The 24,339-nt window shown below is 47.3% G+C and carries 18 protein-coding genes; 11 read left to right on the forward strand and 7 right to left on the reverse strand.

Annotated elements, in window-relative coordinates; translation table 11 throughout:
* Positions 1-119 precede the first annotated feature (119 nt).
* Both AC14M5_RS02135 and AC14M5_RS02140 read right to left on the reverse strand, forming a co-directional pair.
* Positions 120-944, reverse strand: coding sequence for a hypothetical protein (locus AC14M5_RS02135; protein ID WP_484027976.1), 825 nt, complete (start codon positions 942-944; stop codon positions 120-122).
* 272 nt (positions 945-1,216) lie between these two features.
* Complete coding sequence (locus tag AC14M5_RS02140; RefSeq protein WP_484027977.1) at positions 1,217-2,410, reverse strand: DeoR/GlpR family DNA-binding transcription regulator; 1,194 nt, start codon at positions 2,408-2,410, stop codon at positions 1,217-1,219.
* Between the two features lie 194 nt (positions 2,411-2,604).
* Between AC14M5_RS02140 and AC14M5_RS02145 the strand changes: the two genes are divergently transcribed.
* Entirely contained in the window at positions 2,605-4,857 is a 2,253-nt protein-coding gene (locus AC14M5_RS02145; protein ID WP_484027978.1) for a protein kinase domain-containing protein, read from the forward strand.
* Between the two features lie 6 nt (positions 4,858-4,863).
* Here AC14M5_RS02145 and AC14M5_RS02150 read toward each other — a convergent pair whose 3' ends face one another.
* The 4 genes from AC14M5_RS02150 to gpmA are packed head-to-tail and all read right to left on the reverse strand — an operon-like array spanning position 4,864 to position 11,194.
* The gene (locus AC14M5_RS02150; protein WP_484027979.1) at positions 4,864-7,902 is read right to left on the reverse strand and encodes an FAD-binding and (Fe-S)-binding domain-containing protein; all 3,039 of its coding nucleotides are present in this window, start codon (positions 7,900-7,902) and stop codon (positions 4,864-4,866) included.
* A complete protein-coding gene (locus AC14M5_RS02155; protein ID WP_484027980.1) occupies positions 7,899-9,284 on the reverse strand; it encodes a hypothetical protein in 1,386 nt (461 codons plus the stop codon). Before AC14M5_RS02155 ends, AC14M5_RS02150 begins: the two co-directional genes overlap by 4 nt.
* Before the next feature lie 7 nt (positions 9,285-9,291).
* Positions 9,292-10,443: a glycosyltransferase 87 family protein gene (locus tag AC14M5_RS02160; RefSeq protein WP_484027981.1), complete on the reverse strand. Its 1,152-nt coding sequence runs from the start codon at positions 10,441-10,443 to the stop codon at positions 9,292-9,294.
* 4 nt (positions 10,444-10,447) lie between these two features.
* On the reverse strand, positions 10,448-11,194 hold the full coding sequence (gpmA, locus tag AC14M5_RS02165; protein ID WP_484027982.1) for a 2,3-diphosphoglycerate-dependent phosphoglycerate mutase: 747 nt from the start codon (positions 11,192-11,194) through the stop codon (positions 10,448-10,450).
* Between the two features lie 76 nt (positions 11,195-11,270).
* Here gpmA and mutS point away from each other — a divergent pair, with 76 nt between their 5' ends.
* Together mutS and AC14M5_RS02175 are read left to right on the forward strand one after the other, a co-directional pair.
* Entirely contained in the window at positions 11,271-13,835 is a 2,565-nt protein-coding gene (mutS, locus tag AC14M5_RS02170; protein WP_484027983.1) for a DNA mismatch repair protein MutS, read from the forward strand.
* 3 nt (positions 13,836-13,838) lie between these two features.
* Positions 13,839-15,422 (forward strand): hypothetical protein, encoded by a 1,584-nt coding sequence (locus AC14M5_RS02175; protein WP_484027984.1) that lies wholly within the window; start codon positions 13,839-13,841, stop codon positions 15,420-15,422.
* A gap of 95 nt (positions 15,423-15,517) precedes the next feature.
* Here AC14M5_RS02175 and AC14M5_RS02180 read toward each other — a convergent pair whose 3' ends face one another.
* A complete protein-coding gene (locus AC14M5_RS02180; protein WP_484027985.1) occupies positions 15,518-16,252 on the reverse strand; it encodes a hypothetical protein in 735 nt (244 codons plus the stop codon).
* Positions 16,253-16,888: 636 nt separating this feature from the next.
* Between AC14M5_RS02180 and rfbF the strand changes: the two genes are divergently transcribed.
* The 8 genes from rfbF (at position 16,889) to AC14M5_RS02220 (ending at position 24,282) form a co-directional block, all read left to right on the forward strand.
* Positions 16,889-17,659 carry a glucose-1-phosphate cytidylyltransferase gene (gene rfbF, locus AC14M5_RS02185; protein WP_484027986.1) on the forward strand — a complete coding sequence of 257 codons (771 nt, stop codon included), beginning with the start codon at positions 16,889-16,891 and terminating at the stop codon, positions 17,657-17,659.
* On the forward strand, positions 17,620-18,639 hold the full coding sequence (locus AC14M5_RS02190; protein WP_484027987.1) for a GDP-mannose 4,6-dehydratase: 1,020 nt from the start codon (positions 17,620-17,622) through the stop codon (positions 18,637-18,639). The genes rfbF and AC14M5_RS02190 overlap by 40 nt, the downstream gene beginning before the upstream one ends.
* A complete protein-coding gene (locus tag AC14M5_RS02195) occupies positions 18,639-19,874 on the forward strand; it encodes a class I SAM-dependent methyltransferase (protein WP_484027988.1) in 1,236 nt (411 codons plus the stop codon). Before AC14M5_RS02190 ends, AC14M5_RS02195 begins: the two co-directional genes overlap by 1 nt.
* Positions 19,874-20,404 carry a dTDP-4-dehydrorhamnose 3,5-epimerase gene (gene rfbC, locus AC14M5_RS02200; protein WP_484027989.1) on the forward strand — a complete coding sequence of 177 codons (531 nt, stop codon included), beginning with the start codon at positions 19,874-19,876 and terminating at the stop codon, positions 20,402-20,404. Before AC14M5_RS02195 ends, rfbC begins: the two co-directional genes overlap by 1 nt.
* Positions 20,401-21,315 carry an NAD-dependent epimerase/dehydratase family protein gene (locus tag AC14M5_RS02205; protein ID WP_484027990.1) on the forward strand — a complete coding sequence of 305 codons (915 nt, stop codon included), beginning with the start codon at positions 20,401-20,403 and terminating at the stop codon, positions 21,313-21,315. The genes rfbC and AC14M5_RS02205 overlap by 4 nt, the downstream gene beginning before the upstream one ends.
* Positions 21,312-22,511, forward strand: coding sequence for a class I SAM-dependent methyltransferase (locus tag AC14M5_RS02210; RefSeq protein ID WP_484027991.1), 1,200 nt, complete (start codon positions 21,312-21,314; stop codon positions 22,509-22,511). The genes AC14M5_RS02205 and AC14M5_RS02210 overlap by 4 nt, the downstream gene beginning before the upstream one ends.
* Complete coding sequence (locus AC14M5_RS02215) at positions 22,495-23,262, forward strand: cephalosporin hydroxylase family protein (RefSeq protein ID WP_484027992.1); 768 nt, start codon at positions 22,495-22,497, stop codon at positions 23,260-23,262. Before AC14M5_RS02210 ends, AC14M5_RS02215 begins: the two co-directional genes overlap by 17 nt.
* Positions 23,263-23,337: 75 nt before the next feature.
* Complete coding sequence (locus AC14M5_RS02220) at positions 23,338-24,282, forward strand: glycosyltransferase family 2 protein (RefSeq protein ID WP_484027993.1); 945 nt, start codon at positions 23,338-23,340, stop codon at positions 24,280-24,282.
* Positions 24,283-24,339: the final 57 nt, after the last annotated feature.

Raw genomic sequence — 24,339 nt, forward strand, 5'->3', positions numbered from 1 at the left:
TCAGCCGTATGGTTTTTGGTTTCCGTCTTCTCATACTCAACTCCGCAAAAGAAACTGTATGAGAAGTATAAGGTTGTCAAGCTGTCACGACTATGTTGAATTACTTTTCAAACACACCACTAGGCTCGAAGGCGACTGGTCATTCGCCAGCCATACAAGCCCACTCCCAGCAGAATCAACAAGTGGATGAGGTAACCCACACCGCCGAGGCTCAGCAAATTCGCCTGGCCCGCATAACGCACCAGTGCAGCCGTTGCAAAAGAACTCGAAGCGATATAAGAAATGACCATCACCCGCGAACGGCTCCAGTCATTCTCGCGGGCAGATTGAAGGTTAAGCGCTCCAAAGGATGCAAACCATGCAGAAAGAGCGCGGGCCGTGAGCGGAGTCAACTGCCAGGGCCAGAATCGTATCAAGACCTGCGGCGCAAAGAGGAGTCCGAGGCCAATTGCAACAGCAGCGATTCCATGGACGGTTAAAATGATACGAAACCAGGCTGGCAGGTTCGAGGTCCTCTCAGGGTCTACTCCGGGCATTCGCCCCTGAAGAATCGCAGCTGGTACAAGCTCAATTGAGAAAAGAACATAGATCGCCAGCCAGCTCCATGTCGCCATCCGAGTCAGCCAGTTCTCGCTGGTTAGATGAAGCTTATCGAGATGCAAAAGCGTGGCCGCCATGGTAACGAACATGAAGACCATCAGCCCCACGGCGGGAGCACGCACCTGCGCCCAGTCCGCTTGACGCGCGGCCAAGTAGCCGAAGGTCATCGTGCCAAAGTAGAATCCGCCCAGGGTGGTGGCGGTGAGCGAAGATTGGATCGTCCAGGCAAAATAAAGGTCTGTGTGTTCAGAAAATATGAAAAGTTGGACGCCTGCCACGAGGCTGAGATAAGTCCCCAGGCGAAACGAATTGCGAAACCAGGGATGGATCTGTTTAGCTTGCAATAGTCGCCTCCTGTGCAGATGCGTCGTCTACGGACATGGCGCAGTATCCACAAAAACTGAGCTTATTATATCCGCTCACGCATAGGATGTGCAGTTTTTTTCATTATGACCGAGTTCAATTCGCGTCCATCCTTTCTCACTTTTAGGCTCAGTCATAATAGCCGTCATACCCGCCAGATAAGGGTAAAAAATTGAGACAAAACAAGCTATTTGCTTGGAGATACTAGGTGGGGATGCTCTTTTTCCCAAAATCCCAGCCAACCTTAACATCCCTACTCAGAGGGAATCTTTGAAAGCAGCATATCCCTGTAATTTTGATGCGGCAATTCGTACTCACGCAGGGCACGCTCCAGGCCCATGATGCTCGCAGTGGTCCTGACGTGCACTTCATCACGCGGGTCAAATGGGATCTGGATCAGGTTCTCCTTAAATCGATCACAGGCTTCCTTCTGCAAATGTCCAAAATATGTGTTCAATGAGATTGGGTCAAGCTTGGCAAAATAACCGGGGCGGCGCGTGGTAACAACCATGTGCAAATTATGGACTTTGCTGTTCCATTGGGGCAGGTAGCCATACCGAAATGCTCCCTTATTTCCCAAGGCTTCATTGAACTGCTCGCAGGAGTAGGAAATTAATTTTCCAAGAGGCGATAGAACAAAAACCTCATCAGCTACCTCCAGCATTTTGCTTTTTACCAATAAATGATCTTCATCCCTCGCCAGTATTCCATCAATAATGCTTATGTAATTGCCCGTTGTAACACTAATAACTTGCACCTTTATACGTTTTAGCTTCTCTTCAGCAATGAGCTTGCGGAAATTTTCAATAGCCACATCCAGGTCTGTGATAGTCTCTGCACTCAAGACAGCCTCATATTGCGAGTTGGCAAAACCACTCAATATTCGGCAGCGGAAGAGAGTACGCATCATGTTATGGTCACTGATGCGGCCATGCCGAATTAAGTCGGATACCCCCGGCAGGTTGTTCGTGATGATTTTGAGTCTGCGGGCCTTGGTGCGGTCAAACTGAAAGGACGGGTGATTGCATAATTTGCTGAAAATGGGAAACACAGTCGAGCCCGCATCCAATATAAGGATGATGTGAAGGTTTTCGTTTTTATCGATCAGGCCGGCGACATGCTTCACGAATGTTTCAGCCAGTATCTCTTTTTCAGGGGAAAAGTGCGCCTTACGGCGGTCAAAAAGTGACGGGTCAGAAAAAGATGGCATGGGCATCATTTGCTGATACGGCATAAATGCATACTGTGGAGCGACCTTAAGCGTTTGTGTAATGATCGAGCGGCTGAATTCCGACATCTCATTCAGCATTTGCGATTGTTTTTGCTGAATGACCTTTGCGTTACCTTCGAATTCAATTTTCATTCGATGCAAACGCAAGGCATACCAGGATGTAATTGCCGTTGCAATTGTCGCTACCACGGTCAGGATTGTTTGAAATAGAGTCATATAAAACCCTTCCTTTTGCCTAGTGAAGAACGTTTTGTTTTCTGGATTAGTGTACAACTTTTTGCAGTCTCGTGTCAACACGCTATATAGATAAATACGATATTCAAAGTGATATAATCGCCCGCATTCAACGGAAAACTCTGTAAGTTGCAGCCCAGCCTTTTAAAAAAACGATAAAGATTGGATGGCATTCTATGAATATTGGCCGTTATGAAGTGATTAAGGAATTAGGCCAGGGCGGAATGGCAATTGTATATCTGGCGCGTGACCCTTATATGAAGCGCCAGGTGGCTGTAAAAGTTTTACCGCGTCAGTTCACTTTCGATCCACAATTTCGCGCGCGCTTCCAGCGTGAAGCCGAGATGATCGCGGCCCTCGAACATCCATCTATTGTCTCGGTCTATGATTTTGGGGAACATGAAGACCAGCCCTTTATTGTTATGCGCTACATGTCCGGTGGTACGCTTGCCGATCTTCTAAACAAGGGCGCGCTTGCCATCCCAGAGATCACTTCCATTTTTCAACAGGTTGGCTCTGGCTTGGATTATGCACACAGCCTAGGGATCATCCATCGTGATATCAAGCCGGGGAATATCCTGTTCGATGCCCAGGGTGGGGTCTGCTTGTCCGATTTCGGCATTGCCAAGATCGCAGAAGAAGCCGCGGCATCCACCAGAACAGGAACCATGGTCGGCACGCCCGAATATATGAGCCCCGAACAGGCCCGAGGCGAGAAAAACCTGGATCGGCGCTGTGATATTTATTCGCTGGGCGTTGTGCTGTTCGAGGCCCTCAGCGGAGAACGTCCCTTCGATGCAGATACACCCATGGGCGTGGCGGTGGCGCATCTCACCGCACCAGTTCCCAGCTTGTTGGAGCGCAATCCGAATTTGCCTCCCGCCTTTGAGTCGATCATCCGCAAGGCTTTGGATAAAGACCCCGCCAGACGTTATCAAACCGCCGGTGAATTGGCGCAAGCCATCAATACTATGCGAACGGGATCCGCGGCTGGAACGGTTCTTGAGCAAGCAGCGGGGACAGTGTTTGAACAAGCGCCTCTGGGAACAGTTGTGGAGCCGTACAATTACGTGGCCACGCCTCCCCCTCCGCTTCAATCTGCTCCTGATCAATATGCCGTTTCTTCGACCGCGCCTGTGGCGTCATTTCGACGCAAAAGCAATCTTCCTAAACTATTAGGTGCTTTCGGCGTCGCGGGGCTTTGCCTTTGCATCGGCTTGTTCGGTGGCTTTGCCTCCGGACTCATTCCCAATCCCTTCACCAATCCCATTGGCGGAGTATCTGAGGAAACTCCCATAGTAGCCGCTGCAACTGACGGCCCCGCCCCAACTCAATTTGCGCCGGTTGGCTTGAGCACGACTTACATCGAATACATATTGGATGCCTCTGGCAGTATGCTCCAACCTTTGGACGGAAAGACCCGCCTCGTCATTGCACAGGAAGTTTTAACCTCTCGCTTTCAATCGCTGCCCGACAATACACAAGTGGGATTAAGAGTCTATGGTCATCGTGTGCCATATCAGGGACGGGAAGCGGAAAGCTGCCAGGATATCGAACTTGTGGTGCCGATCCAGGCTGATGGAGCCCAGTTGATCATCGATTGGCTGCCGGACATGCAAGCCTTGGGCATGACGCCCATGTCTGAATCCATCAAGCAAGCCGCCAACGATTTCACCTTCGACCCTGACCGAAAGAATTTCATCGTGCTCATCAGCGACGGGGAGGAAACCTGTGGAGCAGAACCAGCCACAGTAGTGCAAAACTTGAAGGAGATCGGCATTGACTTCGCTATTCACGTCATCGGCTTGGACGTCAATGCACAGACTGCGGCTCAACTTAAACGGATATCAGATGCGGCTGGCGGCGTGTACTACGATGCCCGCAGTCAAGCAGAGTTGGATGCCGCCCTAAACAATATCAACCAGAGCATACTGCCTGTCGATGCACAGCCCACGCCACTAGTGGTAGCCAGCCCTACAGCGATACCAGAGCCTAATGCCGAGATTGCATCCGAAGGCAAAGTAGAAGCTTCGTCAATTTACGACTCCACTTACCCAGCGTCGCTGGGCATTGATGGCGATGTCACCACCTCCTGGTTCTCTGCCGGCCCCGATGCAGATGGCACTTCCACTTATGTATGGACAGGGGTTCAAGAAGACTTTATCGCCTCAATAGAATTGATCTCAAATGCCCAAAATGCCGTAGCTGAGATTCGCACCGGTTACGGTTTTGGAGAGGTGACAATTCAGGTGTACGATGCACAGGATAATCTGGTCTACGAAGAGAGTGTCGGCTTGGAAGGAACCCCCGACCCCGATATTCGCGTGACCCCCAACGTGGTTGGCCAATGGATCCGCTTTGTCTTCACAGGCAGCGAAGCCCTTGATTGTGGAGGCTTTGGTGAACTGCGAGTGAATGTCGCGAGATAAAGTTGTTTATTTCCGAGCAGTACCCTTCAAGCGCTCCCTCACCAACACCAGTGGATGCGTTGCACGAACCCCTGTTCCATGCTCTATCTGTAATCTGCAAGCCGCGCCGGTGGAGACGACCCCCTCCCAGCCTCCCCCAAATCCGACGGTACTTCTGTCGGATTTGGGGGAGGTGTCACGTAGTGACGGAGGGGGTGGGGTTGCCAATTCCCTTATCTTTTTCAACACCCCCAACTCCCCCACTTGCATCGAGAGTTCATAATGCTCGGCGTCATAACCAAAAGTCCCAGCCATACCACAGCAACCCGCATCGATTAAGTCAACATCAAATCCAAACCTTCGCAGCATCTCTAGTGTGGCTGATGTACCCGAGGGCAAGCCATCGTCCACAGGTCCCTCGGCGCGTTGATGGCAATGTGGGTGGAATGTGATTTTTGGAAGTGGAACTTGTCCTTGCGTATCGGACAGCACCCGCAGGGCAAGTGAGCTGTCCAACTCCAGAGCGCGCACAATAAACTCATCCATCAGCCAGACTCTCTTTGTAAGGGATTGAATCTCCGCGCGGCGACTCGGCAATAAGGCCATGTATTCATGCTTGAGGCAATACACCTCAGGCGGCTCGCACCCGACTACGCTCAAACCTGTTCCTGCATCAAGACGCTTTATCTCAGCTAAGACTTTTTCCGCGTGCCTGCGCGCTGCATCGATAAATCCCTTTGAAAGCAACGAAGCTCCTGCACCAATGACCGGTAAGACTTTTACTTCATATCCCAGCACATTCAAGATATCAAAAGCCGCCTGCTCTACTTCAGGTTCAAGATATCGCGAGAAGACATCTGATAAGAAGATGACTTGCTTATCGAGGTGTAGGTCGGATCGCCAATCCGACTTACGCCGAGCAAACACTGGAAATGCCCTCTTATCCGTTATCCCCATCACCTTCGCAATCAACCTGTGCGACCAATCCATTTTCATGAAGGCATTTGCCAATGACGCAACGGGCGACAGCCATTTCGCAACGACATGGAAATATCCAAACAGATAATCATGCAATGGTCTTCGATGCGTCTTGTAATATTCATTCATAAATTCGTATTTCAACTTCGGCATATCCACCCCGCTTGGGCATTCCGAAGTACAACCCTTGCAGGCCAAACATAAATCAAGCGATGCATATACATCTTCAACGTTTAACGTTGAACGTTCAACGTTTGGCTGATTAATCAACCCGCGCAGAAGATTCGCTCTACCCCTGGTTGAGTTCGCTTCCTCCCTCGTCGCCTGAAAAGACGGGCACATCACACCTGTATCCTTCCTGCACACGCCCTGACCATTACAATGCTCAATCGCACCAGCCAGCCCGCGCTCGTGTTCAAAATGAAGAGCAGAAGTCCAAGGCTGTGCGCGATAACCTTCGCCATAACGCAAATGCGAATCCATCGGCGGCGCATCCAACATCTTTTTAGGGTTCAATAAATTATGCGGGTCGGCGGCGAGTTTCAACATACGCATCGCTTCAGTCACTTCTGCGCCGTAAGTTTTTTCGATCCACTCACCCGCTACGATCCCATCTCCGTGTTCACTGCTCATTGATCCGCCCAGGCCCATCACCAACGCAAAGACCTGTTCACTGATGCTTCGCAACGCCCGCACACCTTCCCCGCTCTGCAAATTCAGGATCGGACGGATATGCAAACAGCCGCCTGATGCATGTGCATAAATTCCGCCTTCCGTTTTATGTTCCGCCAAAATCCTTTCGATCTCGCGCACGAATTCCCCTAGCCGTTCCACAGGCACCGCGCAATCTTCGATAAATGCCGCAGGTCTGGCAACTTGCGGGCGCGAATCCAAAATCCCCAACCCCATCTTGCGGATATTCCAGACTCGCGCTTGCTCTTCATTCGACTCTGCGATTGTTATCAAATTATTTTGTATTCGCCCTGAGCGAAGCGACCCTTCAGGGAAGCGAAGTCGAAGGGCCGCTTCTTTCAAAGCCGACGGTTGATCCCCACTAAATTCAATCACCAACACTGCGGCAGGGTCGCCAACCATCCATCCCATTTGCCTCGCATACGTCGGGACACTTCGAGCCAATTGCAGGATCATGCGTGGAACCAACTCAATTGCGCTGGGGTTGAACTCCAGTAATCGCGGAACATCATCACAGGCTGAGGCAATGCTTTCATAACTCAGCACACCCAAAATCGTATGCTTCGGCTTGTGAATTAGATTTACCTTCATGCGGCGGATGACGGCTAAAGTACCTTCAGAGCCAGCAAGCAAGGGAGCAAGAGAAAAAGATGAAGAGGGATATTCTCCCTCCCAGCGAGCAGGCCTGGTCGCAGAGTAAGGTAATAAATAATTCAGCCGATAGCCTGCGGAATTTCTCCATGACTTTGGGAAGTTGTGCTTTATTGACTCAGCATATTTTTCACGTATCTCAAAAGCCGCAGAAACGATATTGGAGAACCGTAATTGGGAACCCAAGAGTCGAGTATCCAAAATCGAATCATCGAATTTCGCCAAACTCCCATCACTCAAAATTACATCTGCTTCGGTCAAATGATCTGCGCTCATGCCATATAAGATCGAATGTGCGCCGGTAGCATTGTTACCGATCACTCCGCCCATCGTAGCGCGCTCCGCTGAAGCGGGGTCGGGGCCAAACATCAGTCCATGTTTAGCGGCAGCGCGATTAAGGGTGGAGAGTATCACCCCAGGTTCAACGATTGCAGAATGAGTTTCGGGATTAATTTCGATGATAGAATCGAGAAAGCGGGAACAATCCAGGATCAATGCTTCGCCGATTGCTTGTCCACCCAACGATGAGCCCGATCCGCGCGGCAGGATCGGGACCTTATATTTTGCCGCAAGCTCCACAGCAGATTGCAGGTCATCTTGCGTTTTTGGGATTCCCACACCCAGCGGCTCGATCTGGTACATGGATGCATCAGTGGAGTATAAAATTTTCGAAGCAGAGTCAAGCCGCAGGTCACCGGTGAAGCGCTTTCCAAGTTCATGCAGGAAATCGGGAGAAAGATTCATAACTTCTGTGGAAGGCTGGAGGCCTGGGTATTAAGCTGTTTCAGTGTTGAGTAAAGTAAATAAATAAACAAGCACAAATGAAACGCGCTCAATCCCTGCAAAATGGAAAGGCTCGTGGGCCTGACAAGCCGTATCATATAGGCATACAAGAATACACCATACATTAATGAACCACCCAATAGAACAGCCAGCATGACCCGATTGAAATATGCAGAACCCCCAACCCATCCAAGACAGGCAATGATAATGAACGGATAAAAGTGGTAAAGATATCTCTCGTGGACTCCGGTGAGAGTCAGGTTAAAGCTCAAGTTTACAAGCGCCAGATAAACAAAAAGCAGAAGAATGGCGTTTAAATCAAAACGAGTCATCTCGCGTGAGTATTGAGCCCATATACATTTTGCAAAAATGAAAAATAAAAATGAATTGACTACGAGGAAGAGGAATATCCCAGCCGAGTAGGGGATAATTGAAACCAGTGTTTTGGAGCCAAGCTGGATGGGCAAAGCTAAACGTGACGAACCCAGCAAGTCTTTTGCAAAAAAGACCCAAATGTTCATACCCACATAGGAAATTTTGTCGCCGTGACTGCTCCCTGTGGCAAGAATGTATTGCAGATGTGAAATATATGGTTCTTTTAGAATGAGATTCGCGTCTATGCTAAGAATGGGTGTAGCAAATATTAAGGACGCGACAAGGATGGATATAGCAAGCCTGACCATTTTGCGTGAATACAGGATCATATTCGCCAGCAATATCAACCCCAAGGCAACCACGCTGAAATAAATCAATTGTTTGGTTAGAAGCATAAAAGATAGAAGCAGGGTGGCAAGTGAAACGAAAAGATAGTATTGACTTTTCGGTCTTTCACTCGCATTGAACCAGATGAGCAGGATAAAAAACGCCAGGATCAGGAACTGCCCCATGCCGTCTATCTGCCCCCAGATGGAAGAACCAAACCAGGATGACGGAAGCAGGCCGATAATACCAGCCCACAGCGGGGCATTTTTAACTTGCACTTTTAGCAGGATAAACCAGATCGCCAGGATATTCAGCGCATCCACAATCGCAAGGAAATATCGAAAGCGGCTGCCGAGGTGTGTGAAGTCTTCAATGTTGATCCAGCTCATCAGGCCCGCTGAGAGCAGGGTACCGAGAAACGGATAATTACACCTCTCGCAATTGACATAGACACTGTGCCAGCCCAAATCCCATGCCTGAGACCAGTCCCGGAAATCGTCAACATCGCTCGTATGAAAGAAATCTGGAAATAACTTGATGATAAGGAATGGCAGAAGAATGGCCAAAAGAACAACCAGCCATTGCGAGAATGGAATGAGTTTTTTTATGAATTTCACGGCACTAGCGCGGAAGTCTGGCATGGGAGGCCTATGAGTGCGAATATGCAAAGGGATTCGTAACCTTCCAATCCAGGCGGACGGCGGAGTGGAACATAAGGATAAAAAGCAGCGCAAGATTGAATAGGTGTACTGCCAGAAGAATGGAGGGTATACCGTCATAAGCAAGGGGAAATGCAATGTAAGTCAAAATCCCGTAGAGAATTATCAGGGCTATGTCAAAAGTATCTTCAGTCACCAGTAATATAAAGGGCAGCACCCACAAAATCCACTGGGGGGAAAATATTCGTGAAAAAAGGACAAAACCTCCCACCACCAGGATCCACCACCTGGCAAGTTTCTCAAAAGAATCGATCCTAAATAAGAATGATATGGCAGATGCAAGCAGTTGCAAACCCAAAAAGATCCATCCAATTGTCTTCTCAGAAAAGATGTTCATCATGGATTCAGTCATCACCAGATTTGGCAAAGACGCCGGTTCAGAAGCACGGTTCGCATGGAAGGTGTATGGAAGAAACAGCGCGTCTAATCCTCCAGCAATATAAGTAGGCAGGGCAATTAATAAGATCGTCAGGCAAAACACGGCTACAGGCTTCCAGGGTATTTTTTTGTCAACGAACCAGGCATACACCACAAATGATGGCATCAATAAGATAGCATACCACTTCGTCATGGTGGCAACCGCCAGGAGCAGGGCTGCAATAGACCATTTTTTTTGTTGGATGAAAAAGAGAGCCAACAGGCACAGAAAGGCGGGCAGAATATCAAAACGGTTGAACTGAAAATACAATGGGCCGGGCAGAAATAAAAGCAGGGCAAGCCATCTTTTCTTTTCCTTCATAAATTCCAACAAAAGAAAAGTTGCGTAGCCAGTGATGAGCATAATCAGCCTGAAAGCTCTAAAGTAGACTTCTCTCGCCATGCTTGGGCGAAGCTGATCAGCACCGAACTGATGAACCCATCCAAAGATATAGGTTGCCACCTGCGGATATTCACTTCGCACATCAACGTAAGGTTGAGTGCCTGCGGGAAACCATTTCCCATTGTTATAGTAAGTCCGCAAATCCCAAATGTCTACAAAGTAGCGCACGTTCGAGTTAAAGTTTTCTTCACAATACTTCCACACCACTCCCCAAAACAGAATAAGGAAGAGGGCCAACAGAGTTTTACGCAAATGCTGCATTTAATTACTTTGTCTTTGCTTGGCTTGCTACAGCAGCGGCCTTCTTTGCTGCTTCAGCCGGGTCACCGAGATAATAGTTTTTAATCGGCTTGAGGTCTTTATCCAATTCATAGACCAGCGGCAACCCGGTTGGGATGTTCAACTCAGTAATATCAGCCTCAGAGATATTATCGAGATATTTGACCAATGCGCGGATGGAATTTCCGTGTGCAACCACAAGCACACGTTTCCCCGATTTGATCTCAGGTGCAAGCGTGGAATGCCAATAAGGCAGGACCCGCTCCAGCGTAATCTTAAGCGACTCGGTGGCTGGCAGTTGTTCGGGAGTCAATGAAGCGTAACGTCGGTCAAATTTCGGGTGGCGTTCATCGGTCAATTCCAATTCAGGAGGTGGAACATCATAAGAACGCCGCCAGATTTTCACTTGCACCTCACCAAACTTTGCGGCTGTTTCAGCCTTGTTCAAACCTTGCAATGAACCATAATGTCTTTCATTCAACTGCCAGGCGCGGATGACGGGAATCCAATCCAGATCCATTACATCTTGAATGATTCCCAGGGTTTTGATGGCGCGCTTCAAAACGGAAGTATAGGCGATATCGAAATCATACCCGTCTTTGCGCAACAACTCGCCAGCTTCGATTGCCTCGGCTTTACCCAATTCGGTCAAGTCAACATCGGTCCAGCCTGTAAAACGATTTTCAAGATTCCATGTGCTTTGTCCGTGACGGACGAGAACAAGTTTATACATAAAAAATTCTCCTGAGTGTTATATTGCAAACGCTGAAATTATAGCCCAACTCCATTCCTCATAGTAAAATCAAGCCATGTCCAACAACGATGATGTCACCCCCGTCCGCCAGCAATATTTGGATATCAAACGTGAGTATCCCGATACGATCGTTTTTTTTCGTCTCGGCGATTTTTATGAAACCTTTGATGAAGACGCCGAGATCACGGCCCGCGAACTCGATATTGTTTTAACTTCGCGGCCGGTTGGCGGTGGTTCGCGTGTGCCGCTCGCAGGCATTCCCTATCATGCCGTCGAAAATTATCTGGCGCGTCTCATCGAAAAAGGGTATCACGTTGCCATCTGCGAACAAGTCGGCGATCAGCCTGCCAAGGGAATTTTTCCACGCAAGGTTGTTCGCGTGGTGACACCAGGAACAGTGACCGAACCTGGACTCTTGCCTGGGGATGCAAATAACTACCTCGCCTCCGTGATATTGGATTCGTCCGCTTCCTCCGCAGGGTCAACTGCTTCTGTTTCTTATACAGACGTCACCACTGGAGAATTCGCCGTCACCGAACTTCCGCTCGAAGCCTTGCGCGCTGAGCTGACAAGATTACACCCCGCTGAAATTATTTATCCTGATAATCAAACGTTGCCAGATGGAATCATAGGGCATCTCACGGCTCTGCAAAGTTGGAAATATGAAGCGGGAAAATGTAATGAAACTTTGCTTACGCAATTCAAGTCGTCCACTCTGGACGGATTTGGATTAAAGCCAAACAGCCTTTCCGTCCGTGCGGCAGGGGCAATTGTGCAATATCTCAAAGAGACTCAGCCCGATGCATTGAACCTACTCAATTCATTACGCTCCTATAGCCTCAATGAATTTATGACTCTGGATGCATCGACACGCCGCAACCTCGAATTGAACGAAACCCTACGCGGCGAACGCAAAGGCTCATTATTGGGAACACTTGATTACACTATTACCCCTATGGGTAAACGACTCATTCATCAATGGGTCAGCCAGCCATTATTGCATGTGGAAAAGATACAAGTACGCCAAAACGGTGTTGAATATTTTGTTCAGCAAGGCATGATCCGTGCCGAATTGCGCGACGCCTTGAAACCTTTGTCAGACTTGGAGCGCCTCGTCAACCGCGTTATCGCGGGTCAGGCGCAGCCTCGCGATCTGGTTGCAATGCGAAATACGTTAGGGCAATTGCCGACGATCAAGGAAGTGATCGGTAGACAGTCATCAGTGGTCAGTGGACAGTGGGCAGTTTGCGAGGAACAATTAGAGCTTCTACAAAATTCTATCGATGATGACCCGCCTGCCACATTGCAAAACACGGGCATCATCCGAGCAGGCTATTCGCAGGAATTGGATTCGGTCATTGAAGCATCCAAACATGCCCGCGATTGGATCGCGAATCTCGAAGCGGTTGAAAGGGAAAAGACAGGCATCAAAACTCTCAAGGTGGGCTACAACAAAGTCTTTGGCTATTACATTGAAATATCACGCGGCGCGGCAGATAAGGCCCCCGAGTCGTACATCCGCAAGCAGACATTGGTCAACGCCGAGCGCTTCATCACGCCAGAGATGAAGGAATACGAAACGCTGGTGCTGAATGCCGAAGAACGCATCCGCGAGATCGAGTTGAGGTTGTTCAAAGATATCTGCACGGAGTTGGCGAAGTCTGCGCATACATTACTATCCACTGCAAGGGCGCTGGCAGAACTCGATGTATTATCCGCTTTGGGCGAGGCGGCAGCTCTCGGAGACTACACCAAGCCTCAGGTCCACGAAGGAAGCGAATTAGCGATCCATGAGGGCCGTCATCCCGTTGTCGAACAGCTATTGAAGTCAGATAGATACGTCCCCAATGATGTCATTTTTGAAAAAGGCGAAATCGTGCGGGTCATCACCGGACCAAACATGGCGGGCAAATCCACTTATCTGCGACAAGCAGCCCTCATCGTATTGATGGCTCAGATGGGCTCATTCGTTCCCGCCGCCTCCGCAAAGATCGGCCTTGTAGATCGCATCTTTACCCGCATTGGTGCGCAGGATGAAATTCACGCTGGGCAATCCACCTTCATGGTGGAGATGGTGGAAGCCGCGAACATTTTGCATCACGCAACGTCACGCTCTTTGTTGATCTTGGATGAGATCGGACGCGGTACATCAACATATGATGGACTTTCGATTGCCTGGGGTATCATCGAATATATTCACAATCATCCGCAGTTACGCGCGAAGACTCTATTCGCCACACATTATCACGAACTCACACAACTTGCAGAGTTGCTGCCAGGCATCCGCAATTACAACGTGGCAGTCAGCGAAGCGGATAATAAAGTTGTCTTCCTGCACAAGATCATCGCGGGCGGCGCAGACCGTTCATATGGTATTCATGTTGCGCAATTGGCAGGCTTGCCTTCGCCTGTTGTTCAGCGAGCTAATGAGATCATGGCTGAGCTGGAAAAAACATCGGGGCGTGCTGTAAGGATTAATCCGCAGGCCGCACAACAAGCTGCGTTGTTTCCTGAAACCAGTCCGCTTTTGGATGAGCTAAAGGGAATGGATGTGAATTCACTCTCCCCCATAGAAGCATTGAACAAATTGTTTGAGTGGCAGAAGAAATTTACAAAGTAAACATTGAAAACAGATCGCGTCAGCTTTGCCCTCGTATTTTTCTTAACGCTCATCGGCCTGACGGTTCGTATCTCCGCGCCGTTATCTGCATCCTTTCCTCTTAATGATGGTGGTCTGTTCTACAAGATGATCCTAGACCTACAAGCCAATCACTTTGTGTTGCCGTTGCACACCACCTACAACAACGCCAACATTCCCTTTGCTTATCCCCCACTTGCATTTTATCTTTATGGCTTAATCTCGAGTCTGGGGCGCCTTCCTGCTCTCAAGTTGATGCAACTCCTGCCGTCCATAGTGAGTGCATTAACCATTCCTGCATTCTATTTGCTAGCGAAAGAAATGCTCGATTCTAAGGCACAGGTTGCACTTGCATTGCTAGCTTTCGCATTTGTTCCGCGTGCATTTGATTGGCTGATCATGGGTGGAGGCATGACCCGATCATTAGGTTTGTTATTTGCACTACTTGCCATGCGTCAGGCCTACATTTTATTTGCCCCAGCTTCGAACCGTGCAGTTCTAATCATGATCTTTCTCGGCGCATTGGTCGTATACACACATCCTGAGGCAACAACTCATACGGTCATTAGTGCAATCTTTTTTTATCTGTGGAAAGACCGCACTTCAAAAGGCCTGGCAAGGGCAGCGCTCGTTGCAATCGGCATTTTGGTTATCACTGCACCCTGGTGGTTAACAGTTGTTTCAAGGCACGGATTTGACCCTTTCCAGGCAGCAGCGTCTGCCGCAAAACAAAATAGTTACAACACCCTGGTAGGTATCTTGATTTTGTTCCGCTTCGATTTCACCGATGAGCCGTATATGACACTCATCACAGTCTTGGGGTTAATAGGCTTGTTCATCCTGCTGGCACGGAGAAAGTTTTTCGTCCCTCTCTGGTTTTTGATGATGCACATGCTGGAGCCGCGCGGTGGATCGCTCTTCATGATGATACCCATGGCGATGTTCGCAGGCATCGGCTTGGATCAAGCCATCCTTCCAGCGCTACGCGGACTCAGTGCTGAGAATGCTCCAAGTTACGAGAAGTCGACGAGGGAAGAAGATTGGATCTTTAGACTTCTTGATGAACGATATGTCAAAATTTTCCTCATTACACTATTCATTTACATTAGCCTGTCAGCCTTCAGCGTCGCATCAAATATCAATCGACAGTTGACACTAACCAAGTCAGATCTGGATGCTTTTGCGTGGGTAAAGGAAAATACGCCGCCCGATAGTCAATTTGTCCTTATAACGCAAGGATTGCCTCTGAACGATTCATCCTCGGAATGGTTTCCTGCAATAACAGAACGAACAAGTGCCGCTACAATATTCGGTTATGAGTGGGTCAATGATGGGAACTTTGGCGCGCGAGTGGAAGCCTATCAGAAATTACAATCATGCGCAACGCGGGATGTTATTTGCCTGAATCAATGGGCACGGGAATCCAATACAGATATATCTTATGTCTATTTACGAAGAACCCGAGGAGCAACAACCCTGCACACGTCGCTGGATGTGCCTCTAAGCAATTCCGAGGAATATAAAAAAGTGTACGACACAGCGGAAATTACTATCTTCTTGAAGAAGTAATCCGACTTTATGAACTTTCGCGCGCCGATTTCGAATTTCTATCAGTGCCACAACCTCATGTCTCATGAGGATTTAGGGCGAAAGAACAGCCTAGTTTATGGCTTCAGCAAGGAATGGATCAATATCTCGTTGGTTGAGTAAATAGCATCGTATTCGATTGCCTGGTCAAGCGAGGAAGCCAGATTTTCATCCACGCCCGATCTTCGAAGGACAATATATTGATGATCCAACCCTGTCCGCGCGGACCATTTCGCTATACAGTCAGCCGATGCACATTTCTGTACATCGGCCAAATCCCTATATCTCTCATAAAATTTGGGGCCCAAAAGCCACTTAAAGCCTTGGATCGTTGTTTGGCTTCGCCTTTCTGTCAACGCGGAAAACCATTCCGCAAATGGGTCGACTTCCGGGCTTTGCACACCAGTTATTGGAAGAAAACGACTCTGCGGTGGCGTATTTTGTTGAATCCAAGCCATCGCGTCTCGGTCAGCAACTGAGAGGCTGGTATTGATCAACTTGAATCCGAATAAGCTGGACTCAACAAATAAATAGACCATAATTAGAAGAAAGATTATGTTCAGCCATCCACGTTCATTAAATTCAGGTTTTTGGGATGAAGGGTTGCTTTTCCGTAAAGAATCAACCAGAGCAGGGACTATGTCAACAAGGGCAAGCGCTATTAACATACAAAATGGATAGAACGCAATGCTTGGCACACTACGCGGCTCCACAAAGTATGGAAGGATGAACCATATGATCAGAAAATATTTCCTTTTCCACAAACCCCAAAGAATACCGGCGACACGCAAGGTGACTAGAAACAGAAACATCCGCCTGGGATTTAGCAGATTGCTCTTAATCGTAACTGGCACGTATATCATTTTCACGAGCTTTGTTTTGAGCCCGCTGAGGGTGATTCCAGCGAAGTAGACGATTCCATCACCTTGAAATTTATGTTATGCGCCCAAAATTGGTTTAACGGATATTATCATTTCCTCTTAATTTTTTCCCCAGGATAATTGTGCTAATCTAGCCTGTCAAAGTGATCGTTGGAGTTGTTTAAGACTGATCTAGGTAGATGGTGATTATGCCTCAATGGTCGAGAAGGTCTCCAAAATATTGGCTGGATCTTGGAAATCGCTTTGCGCTCGGACGCTGCGAAAGGATTTGTTGTTTTGCCGCTACGCTGGGTGGTGGAGCGTACCCTGGTTGGCTGGGGCGATATCGCTGTCTGGTTCGCGACTTTGAACATGTCACTACTTCAAGCAAAACCGTTGTTTATATCGCAAGCATTCGCCATATCTTACAGAGACCATTATGACTTTCCCAAGGATTTATTCCATCAACTTAAAAGTTCTGTTATGATTGTATTATCAATTCTGGAAACATGTACCAGCATTATGTAACCTCAAATGATAATTGTGCATTCCAGCCAATACACTATATGAAGACAGGCTAAAGAAACGATGAAAACAGTCATCCTTGCCGGCGGATTAGGTACACGTCTAGCTGAAGAAACTGAAATTAAGCCAAAGCCATTGGTCGAAATTGGCGAACGGCCAATTTTATGGCATATCATGAAACATTATGCCAGCTCTGGCTTCAAAGAATTTGTGATTGCCTTGGGGTACAAAGGCGATTTGATCAAAAGATTTTTCCTGGATCAAGCCGCATTACACGGCAACTTGACCATCGAGATGCAAACAGGCAGGACGGTAATGCGGAATCAGATGCATGAAGATTGGATCGTGCATTTGGCGGACGCCGGCTTGGATAGCAACACAGGCGGAAGGCTTGGCCGCTTGCGAGAGTATATTGGTAATGAACCCTTTATGCTAACTTATGGGGACGGCGTATCGAATGTTGACCTGAGAGCCCTGCTTGCACTGCACCAAAAATGCCATCGAACCGTTACCATCACTGCAGTGCGACCGCCGGCACGATTTGGTGGATTGATCTTTGAGGGTGATCTGATCTCGGAATTCACTGAGAAGCCACAAATCGGCGAGGGCTGGATCAATGGGGGTTTTATGGTAATGGAACCAAAAGTATTCGAATATGTTTCATCAGACTCAACAAGTTTGGAGACAAACATACTAGAGAGACTTGCAAAAGAGGGGCAGTTGGCCGCATACCGTCATGATGATTTCTGGCAATGTATGGACACCTTGCGGGATAAACGTCAACTTGAGAGTTTATGGAATACTGGAAGTGCACCATGGAAGACATGGGCATAATGGATACTTCTTTCTGGATTGACCGCCCCACATTCGTCACCGGAGCCACCGGACTCGTTGGCTCATGGCTCGTGAAGCGCCTTGTAGAATCAGGTGCAGATGTGGTCTGCCTCGTGCGTGATTGGATCCCGCAAAGCGAGTTGGTCCGTACAGGATTGCTTGAGCGCATGAAGGTTGTACGTGGGGATATTCGCGATCAAACGGTTTTGGAGCGCATCCTCGGAGAATATGAGATAGATACGGTCTTTCACCTCGCTGCGCAAACCATCGTAACCATTGCCAACCGCAACCCAATCTCGACCTTTGAAACGAACATTGCTGGCACCTGGAATCTGATGGAGGCCTCCCGCCGCAGCCCAAAGATCAAGCAAATCGTTGTAGCCTCTTCAGATAAAGCGTACGGCGACCAGGCGAACCTCCCCTATAGCGAAGAGACTCCGCTTCAGGGCCAACATCCATATGACGTTAGCAAATCCTGTGCCGACCTGATCGCAAAGACATATGCAGTCAGCTATGACTTGCCCATTGTCATCACGCGTTGCGGAAATTTCTATGGCGGAGGAGATTTGAATTGGAACCGCATCGTTCCCGGTACGATCCGGTCAATCTTGCGCGGTCAAAATCCCGTAATTCGCTCGGATGGCAAATATGTCCGCGATTATTTTTATGTAGAAGATGGTGCAGCAGCATATATGTTATTGGCCGAACAGCTTGCAAAACGCCCCGAACTTAAGGGGAGGGCCTTTAATTTCTCAAATGAAATCCAATTAACCGTGACTGAGATCGTTGAAAAAATATTGACATTGATGGGAAGCAACCTGCAATCCGAGAACCGCAACGAGGTTAGCAATGAAATCCTCCACCAATACCTAAGCGCAAAAAAAGCAAGGACGGAATTGCACTGGAAGCCTTTGTTCAACATCGAGCAGGGATTGAAACAAACCATTGACTGGTACAAGGATTTTTTTGGAGTGAAATAATGTTCGCCTGTCGTTCTTGTGAGAATACAAATCTTTTCCCCATTCTGTCGTTGGGGCAGACTCCCCTCGCGAATGCGCTTCTGACCCGCGACCAGTTAGCCCAACCTGAGGAAAGATTTCCCCTTAATCTAGTTTTCTGTCCACGCTGCACGCTTGTGCAGATCACCGAAACGGTGTCGCCTGAAAAATTGTTCCGCGAATATTTCTATTTTTCTTCGTTCTCTGATACGATTTTGCAAAATGCAAATATGCTTACCAACAAATTGATCTCTCGCTGCAAATTAAATAAGGACAGCCTTGTTGTGGAAATCGCCAGCAACGATGGATACTTACTAAAGAATTACAAGGACAATGGAGTTCCTGTACTTGGAATCGAGCCTGCGCTTAATATCATGCACGTCGCTGAACAGCGCGGCATCCCTACAATCGGCGAATTCTTCAACGTTGCGCTTGCGGAAGAGCTACGTGATCAGAGTAAAAAAGCGGATGTTATCCATGCCAATAATGTTGTGGCACACGTTGCTGATCTACATGGGGTCGCAAAAGGCATATCCATCCTGTTACAACCGGATGGTGTGGCGATCATCGAAAATCACTACGTCAAAGATATGATGGATCATAGAGAGTTTGATTCGATCTATCATGAGCATTTGTGTTATTACTCGGCGACCTCCTTCCGTAATTTGTTCGCACAATATGGGCTGACACTTGTGGATGTGGAACGCCTGCCTGTCCACGGTGGCTCATTGCGCGTTTATTTCCAGCCCACCAGTGGCACACGCTCACTTGAAAAAGAAGGCGGGATACGCGTAGCTAACTTGTTGAGGGAAGAATCCGACTGGGGTGTCCACCAATTTTCGTTCTATCAAAACTTTAGCGAAAAAGTGGATCACTTGCGCGTTGAGATACTGGCGCTTTTGAAAAAAATCAAAGCCGAGGGAAAACACATCGCTGTCTATGGTGCTTCTGCCAAAAGCACGACGCTGTTAAATTATTGCGGCATTGGCGCTGAGGTGTTGGACTACGTTGTTGATCGCAGCACGGTCAAGCAGGGGCATTACACACCCGGCACGCATCTGCCCATTTACGCGCCAGAAAAACTGTTGGAAACCCAGCCCGACTACGTATTATTGTTAACCTGGAATTTCGCAGAAGAAATCCTCTCTCAACAGGAGGAATACAGACGGCGCGGTGGTAGGTTCATTATCCCCATCCCTGAGTTGAAGGTTGTTTGATGATCTTCATCGAAACCAAACTTAACGGTGCGTTTATTATAGATATCAGACCTCGCGAAGACGAACGAGGTTTCTTCGCGAGGTCGTGGTGCGAGGATGAATTCAAGCAGCATGGATTGAATCCTCGCCTTGTTCAATGCAATATTTCATTCAACAAAAAACGTGGTACATTGCGCGGCATGCACTATCAAATTGCGCCGTTTGCAGAGGCAAAAGTTATCCGCTGCACAATGGGTGCGATTTACGATGTTATCATCGACCTGCGTCCCGATTCTCCAACTTTTAAACAATGGACATCTGTGGAGTTGACTGCCGAGAACCGCCGCGCCTTATACGTCCCCGAAGATTTCGCCCATGGATTTCAAACATTGTCGGATAAGACAGAAGTGTTTTACCAAATGACCGAATTTTATCACCCTGAATGCGCACGCGGTGTGAGATGGGACGATGCTGCGTTTGGGGTCGAGTGGATCAGCCAACCACGCATCATCTCTCGTCAAGATAAAGAATATGCGGATTTTCTAAAGTGAGAAAAATCCTTGTTACCGGCGCTTCAGGATTTATTGGGCGTCATTGCCTACCCTTTCTGATTGAAAAGGATTACGAAGTTCATGCCCTTTCATTGAAGCCTTTGCAAGGTTTTAAGAAAGATATTATCTGGCATAGCCAAAATCTTCTGGATAACGAGAAAACTCAACATCTTGTTGAAAGCATTCAGCCAAGTCATTGTTTGCATCTGGCATGGTATACCGAGCCGGGTAAATATTGGACTTCTCCAGAAAATCTTCGCTGGGCAGCTTCAAGCATTTCACTACTTTATTCCTTTCACCAGAATGGCGGAGAAAGGTTTGTGGGCGCAGGTACTTGTGCGGAATATGATTGGCGTTACGGGCATTGTTCAGAGATGACGACCCCCCTTGAGCCAGCTACATTATACGGAACTTGTAAAAACGTCGTTCAAAAAACACTAGCATCCTTTTCAGAGAATACCTCTTTGAGTAGCGCCTGGGGAAGAATATTCTTCCTATATGGCCCCCATGAACACCCTGCCAGATTGGTGCCCGTAGTAGTGAATTCATTGCTGCGCAATGAGCCAGCGCTTTGTTCACACGGCAATCAAGTGCGTGATTACATGCACGTGAGTGACGCGGCAAATGCCTTTGTGAATTTATTAGACAGCAACATAAGAGGGTCTGTTAATATAGCATCGGGAACACCCATTCTTATCAAAGACATTATTGACGCAATTGCAAAGCAGTTGAGCGGATTTGGCAAATTAAGATTAGGCGCCTTGCCTCCTAAAAATGAACCTGCGTTGCTGACAGCAGACGTTTCGCGATTACGGAACGAGGTGGGTTATGTCTCCGAATTCAATCTTGAATCAGGCCTAGAACAAACTATAGATTGGTGGAAGAGAACACAAGTGGAGAAAGATTCATGAATTTTCAGTGTCCAATTTGTGGAATGTTTTCCGCAAGCGTGTTTCTGAGTCGTGAGAGCGTTCCTGTACATCAAAACTTACTATTCGAAAAAGAGCACGACGCAGTCAAGATCGCGCGGGGAACATTAAGCATATCCATCTGCCACAATTGCGGATTTGTCTTCAACGCAGACTTTGATGCATCGCTTCTGTCCTACGACGAAAAATATGAAAATACGCAAAGTTATTCGTCTGTTTTCGAAGAATACCTGGATGACAGCGTAGATTATCTCATTAACCAAAGGGGCGTCAAGAATCGTCGTATCATAGAAGTGGGTTGTGGAAAAGGGCATTTTCTGCAGAAACTGATCGAACGCGGGGATAATTCAGGGGTCGGTTTTGACCCCAGTTATATAGGCCCTCTGGAAAAATTAGATGGCAGGTTACAATTTAAGAGGGAGTTTTACGATGAATCCTCCGCCGACTTGGTTGCTGATATTGTCATATGCAGACATGTGATCGAACATATTGGAAGTCCACTCGACATGTTAAGAACGATCCAGCGCGCTTTAGTCAACTCGCCTCAAGCTCAGGTCTTTTTTGAAACCCCAGATGTTGAATGGATATTAAAAAATCAAGTGGTGTGGGACTTTTTTTATGAGCATTGCACTTATTTTAGTGGCCCGTCAATTCGATTGGCTTTTGAAAAATCTGGTTTTCTTGTAGAGAACATTAAGACTATTTTTGGAAATCAATATTTTTGGGTTGAGGCTCGTCCCACGCTGAAGTCAGCGCCCCTCCATCTAAATATTAAACAGGTGGCCGCCCTAACTGACCTTTCAGATAAATTTTCAGAGGCAAATGCCAGATTAATATCTATATGGAAAAACAGACTGATTGAGATGCGCAGCCAGGGAAATATTACCGTTTGGGGAGCTGGTGCAAAAGGTGTAACATTCGCCAATTTATTCGACCCAAAACGGGAAATAATTTCGTGCATGATAGACATTAATCCTCAAAAACAAAATAAATTTCTCCCGGGCACCGGACATCCTATTTTGAATTACCACACCTTGATACAAAACAATATAAAGTCGGTCGTGATCTTAAACCCCAACTATCGCCAAGAAATAGAAAGTTTGTTAAAAGAAACCAAGGCAAAAGATGTAGAAATTTTTGAGTTTACATCAGGAGATAATAATGAAAATAGTTATTGATACAGAAGCGCAAAATATAAAAACAGAATCTCAAGCCGGGGAGAATACAATGGGCTTATTCACCAAGGAGGCCTTTGAATTGATATCGAGGTTATGGGTAAAGACGGGTTGGAACCAAAGATATCAATATACATTCACATGGCTTGGGCGCCCTATAATTCAACTCCCTGAAGACATGCTGCGAATTCAAGAGGTTGTTTACATGCTGAAACCAGATGTAATCATTGAAACAGGCATCGCTCATGGAGGTTCCTTAATTTTTTGGGCAAGCCTGTGCAAGATCATCGGGAAGGGGCGTATCATTGGAATTGACATTGAGATCCGTCCGCACAATCGCCAATCCATCGAAGCTCATGAATTATTTCCATGGATCACTTTAATCGAAGGTAGTTCAACAGACTTAGAGATTGTTCAAAAAGTAAAATCCATGATCAATCCCGGTGATCTTGTGTTGGTTATTCTTGATTCCAACCATACCAAACAACATGTGCTGGCCGAGCTGGAAGCCTATCACGAAATAGTAACTCCAGGCTCATATCTGGTTGCTACAGACGGGATCATGCAGGACCTATACGACGTCCCACGGGGCAATCCAGAGTGGATTAGCGACAACCCATCAGCAGCGGCATTTGAATTTACGAAAAATCATCACGATTTTGTTATAGAACAGCCAACTTGGGCCTTTAACGAAAGCGAACTTGATAAAAACATTACGCATTGGCCAAATGCCTGGCTTCGTCGAATAAAATAAGAAAATGCAATGCCGATCTCTTTGGCAGTATTTTCTCTTAAATCCTTTCAAGTCTATGCTCAAGAAAGTTGAACTATGAAAAAGGACGTCCCTACAGTTAGCATCGGTATGCCGGTATTTAATGGAGAAAAATTTCTGCGGCGGGCGTTAGATGCCTTGTTAACTCAAAAATTCACCGATTTCGAGCTGATAATTTCAGATAATGCTTCAACCGATGAAACCGAAGAAATCTGCAGAGAATATGCATCGCAGGATGATCGCATCAAATATATTCGCCAAGTGAATAATTTAGGAAGTCACAGAAATTTCAATTTTGTCCTGCAAGAATCCCGGGGCGAATATTTCATGTGGGCAGCGGACGATGACCAATGGGATCAGGAATACGTTCAAACCATGGTACTTGCCTTGCAAAAAGATCACAGTGCAGTTGGCGCTTACACGCCCTATCAGTTTATTGAGGAAGAAACAAAAGAATTCTACGGAAATATTTGGAAGCCCAATTACACAAGTGATTATGCAATCCTCAGGTTAATTAAATTTTCATGGTACTATGACGACAAATGTATTTACGGCTTAATGCGCAAAAAGTGCTTAGATGATGACCAATTCATCAAGTTCAGGCCATGGGGGTGGATCAACGCAAACACCCCGTATAACATTGTCTATCCAATGCTTTACTTCCTACTTTCCAAAGGCAACTTCTTACTGGTTGGCGAAAAACCATTGTGGATCAAGAGCGCAACCACCAAGCCCAGACACAATATTCCATCCCTATCCAAACCAGTGTTTGGTTACTTTGCGCACATCATCCGAAAAATTAATCTGGTATTCCGAAGTATCCACTATATTCACCTTGCCTCCAAATCAGTCTTACTGGCATGCTTGATAATGCCGTTTTTACTGGCACGTTTTCTATATGACTGCATTACTCCCATATATGCTGCTGTTTATACTTGGATGTCAGGAAAAAAAATCAACCAGCTTTCACCGCATGAAATATGGCGGCTCGGAGTGCGTTAAAGGTCAATGGTATAAGGCGCGCGGTTCATCTCCAACGAGATTCGCCTGAAATATGGT

This window comes from Candidatus Villigracilis sp. (assembly GCF_057083605.1).

What these genes read in the sequence shown, in the direction of transcription:
- AC14M5_RS02190 (WP_484027987.1), top strand. Translation starts at nt 17,620, where the DNA reads ATGGAATACTGGAAGTGCACCATGGAAGACATGGGCATAATGGATACT.
- rfbC (WP_484027989.1), top strand. Translation starts at nt 19,874, where the DNA reads ATGATCTTCATCGAAACCAAACTTAACGGTGCGTTTATTATAGATATC.
- AC14M5_RS02160 (WP_484027981.1), bottom strand. Translation starts at nt 10,443, where the DNA reads ATGCAGCATTTGCGTAAAACTCTGTTGGCCCTCTTCCTTATTCTGTTT.
- AC14M5_RS02220 (WP_484027993.1), top strand. Translation starts at nt 23,338, where the DNA reads ATGAAAAAGGACGTCCCTACAGTTAGCATCGGTATGCCGGTATTTAAT.
- AC14M5_RS02210 (WP_484027991.1), top strand. Translation starts at nt 21,312, where the DNA reads ATGAATTTTCAGTGTCCAATTTGTGGAATGTTTTCCGCAAGCGTGTTT.
- mutS (WP_484027983.1), top strand. Translation starts at nt 11,271, where the DNA reads ATGTCCAACAACGATGATGTCACCCCCGTCCGCCAGCAATATTTGGAT.
- gpmA (WP_484027982.1), bottom strand. Translation starts at nt 11,194, where the DNA reads ATGTATAAACTTGTTCTCGTCCGTCACGGACAAAGCACATGGAATCTT.
- AC14M5_RS02215 (WP_484027992.1), top strand. Translation starts at nt 22,495, where the DNA reads ATGAAAATAGTTATTGATACAGAAGCGCAAAATATAAAAACAGAATCT.
- AC14M5_RS02180 (WP_484027985.1), bottom strand. Translation starts at nt 16,252, where the DNA reads ATGTTTCTGTTTCTAGTCACCTTGCGTGTCGCCGGTATTCTTTGGGGT.
- AC14M5_RS02145 (WP_484027978.1), top strand. Translation starts at nt 2,605, where the DNA reads ATGAATATTGGCCGTTATGAAGTGATTAAGGAATTAGGCCAGGGCGGA.
- rfbF (WP_484027986.1), top strand. Translation starts at nt 16,889, where the DNA reads ATGAAAACAGTCATCCTTGCCGGCGGATTAGGTACACGTCTAGCTGAA.
- AC14M5_RS02195 (WP_484027988.1), top strand. Translation starts at nt 18,639, where the DNA reads ATGTTCGCCTGTCGTTCTTGTGAGAATACAAATCTTTTCCCCATTCTG.
- AC14M5_RS02150 (WP_484027979.1), bottom strand. Translation starts at nt 7,902, where the DNA reads ATGAATCTTTCTCCCGATTTCCTGCATGAACTTGGAAAGCGCTTCACC.
- AC14M5_RS02155 (WP_484027980.1), bottom strand. Translation starts at nt 9,284, where the DNA reads ATGCCAGACTTCCGCGCTAGTGCCGTGAAATTCATAAAAAAACTCATT.
- AC14M5_RS02140 (WP_484027977.1), bottom strand. Translation starts at nt 2,410, where the DNA reads ATGACTCTATTTCAAACAATCCTGACCGTGGTAGCGACAATTGCAACG.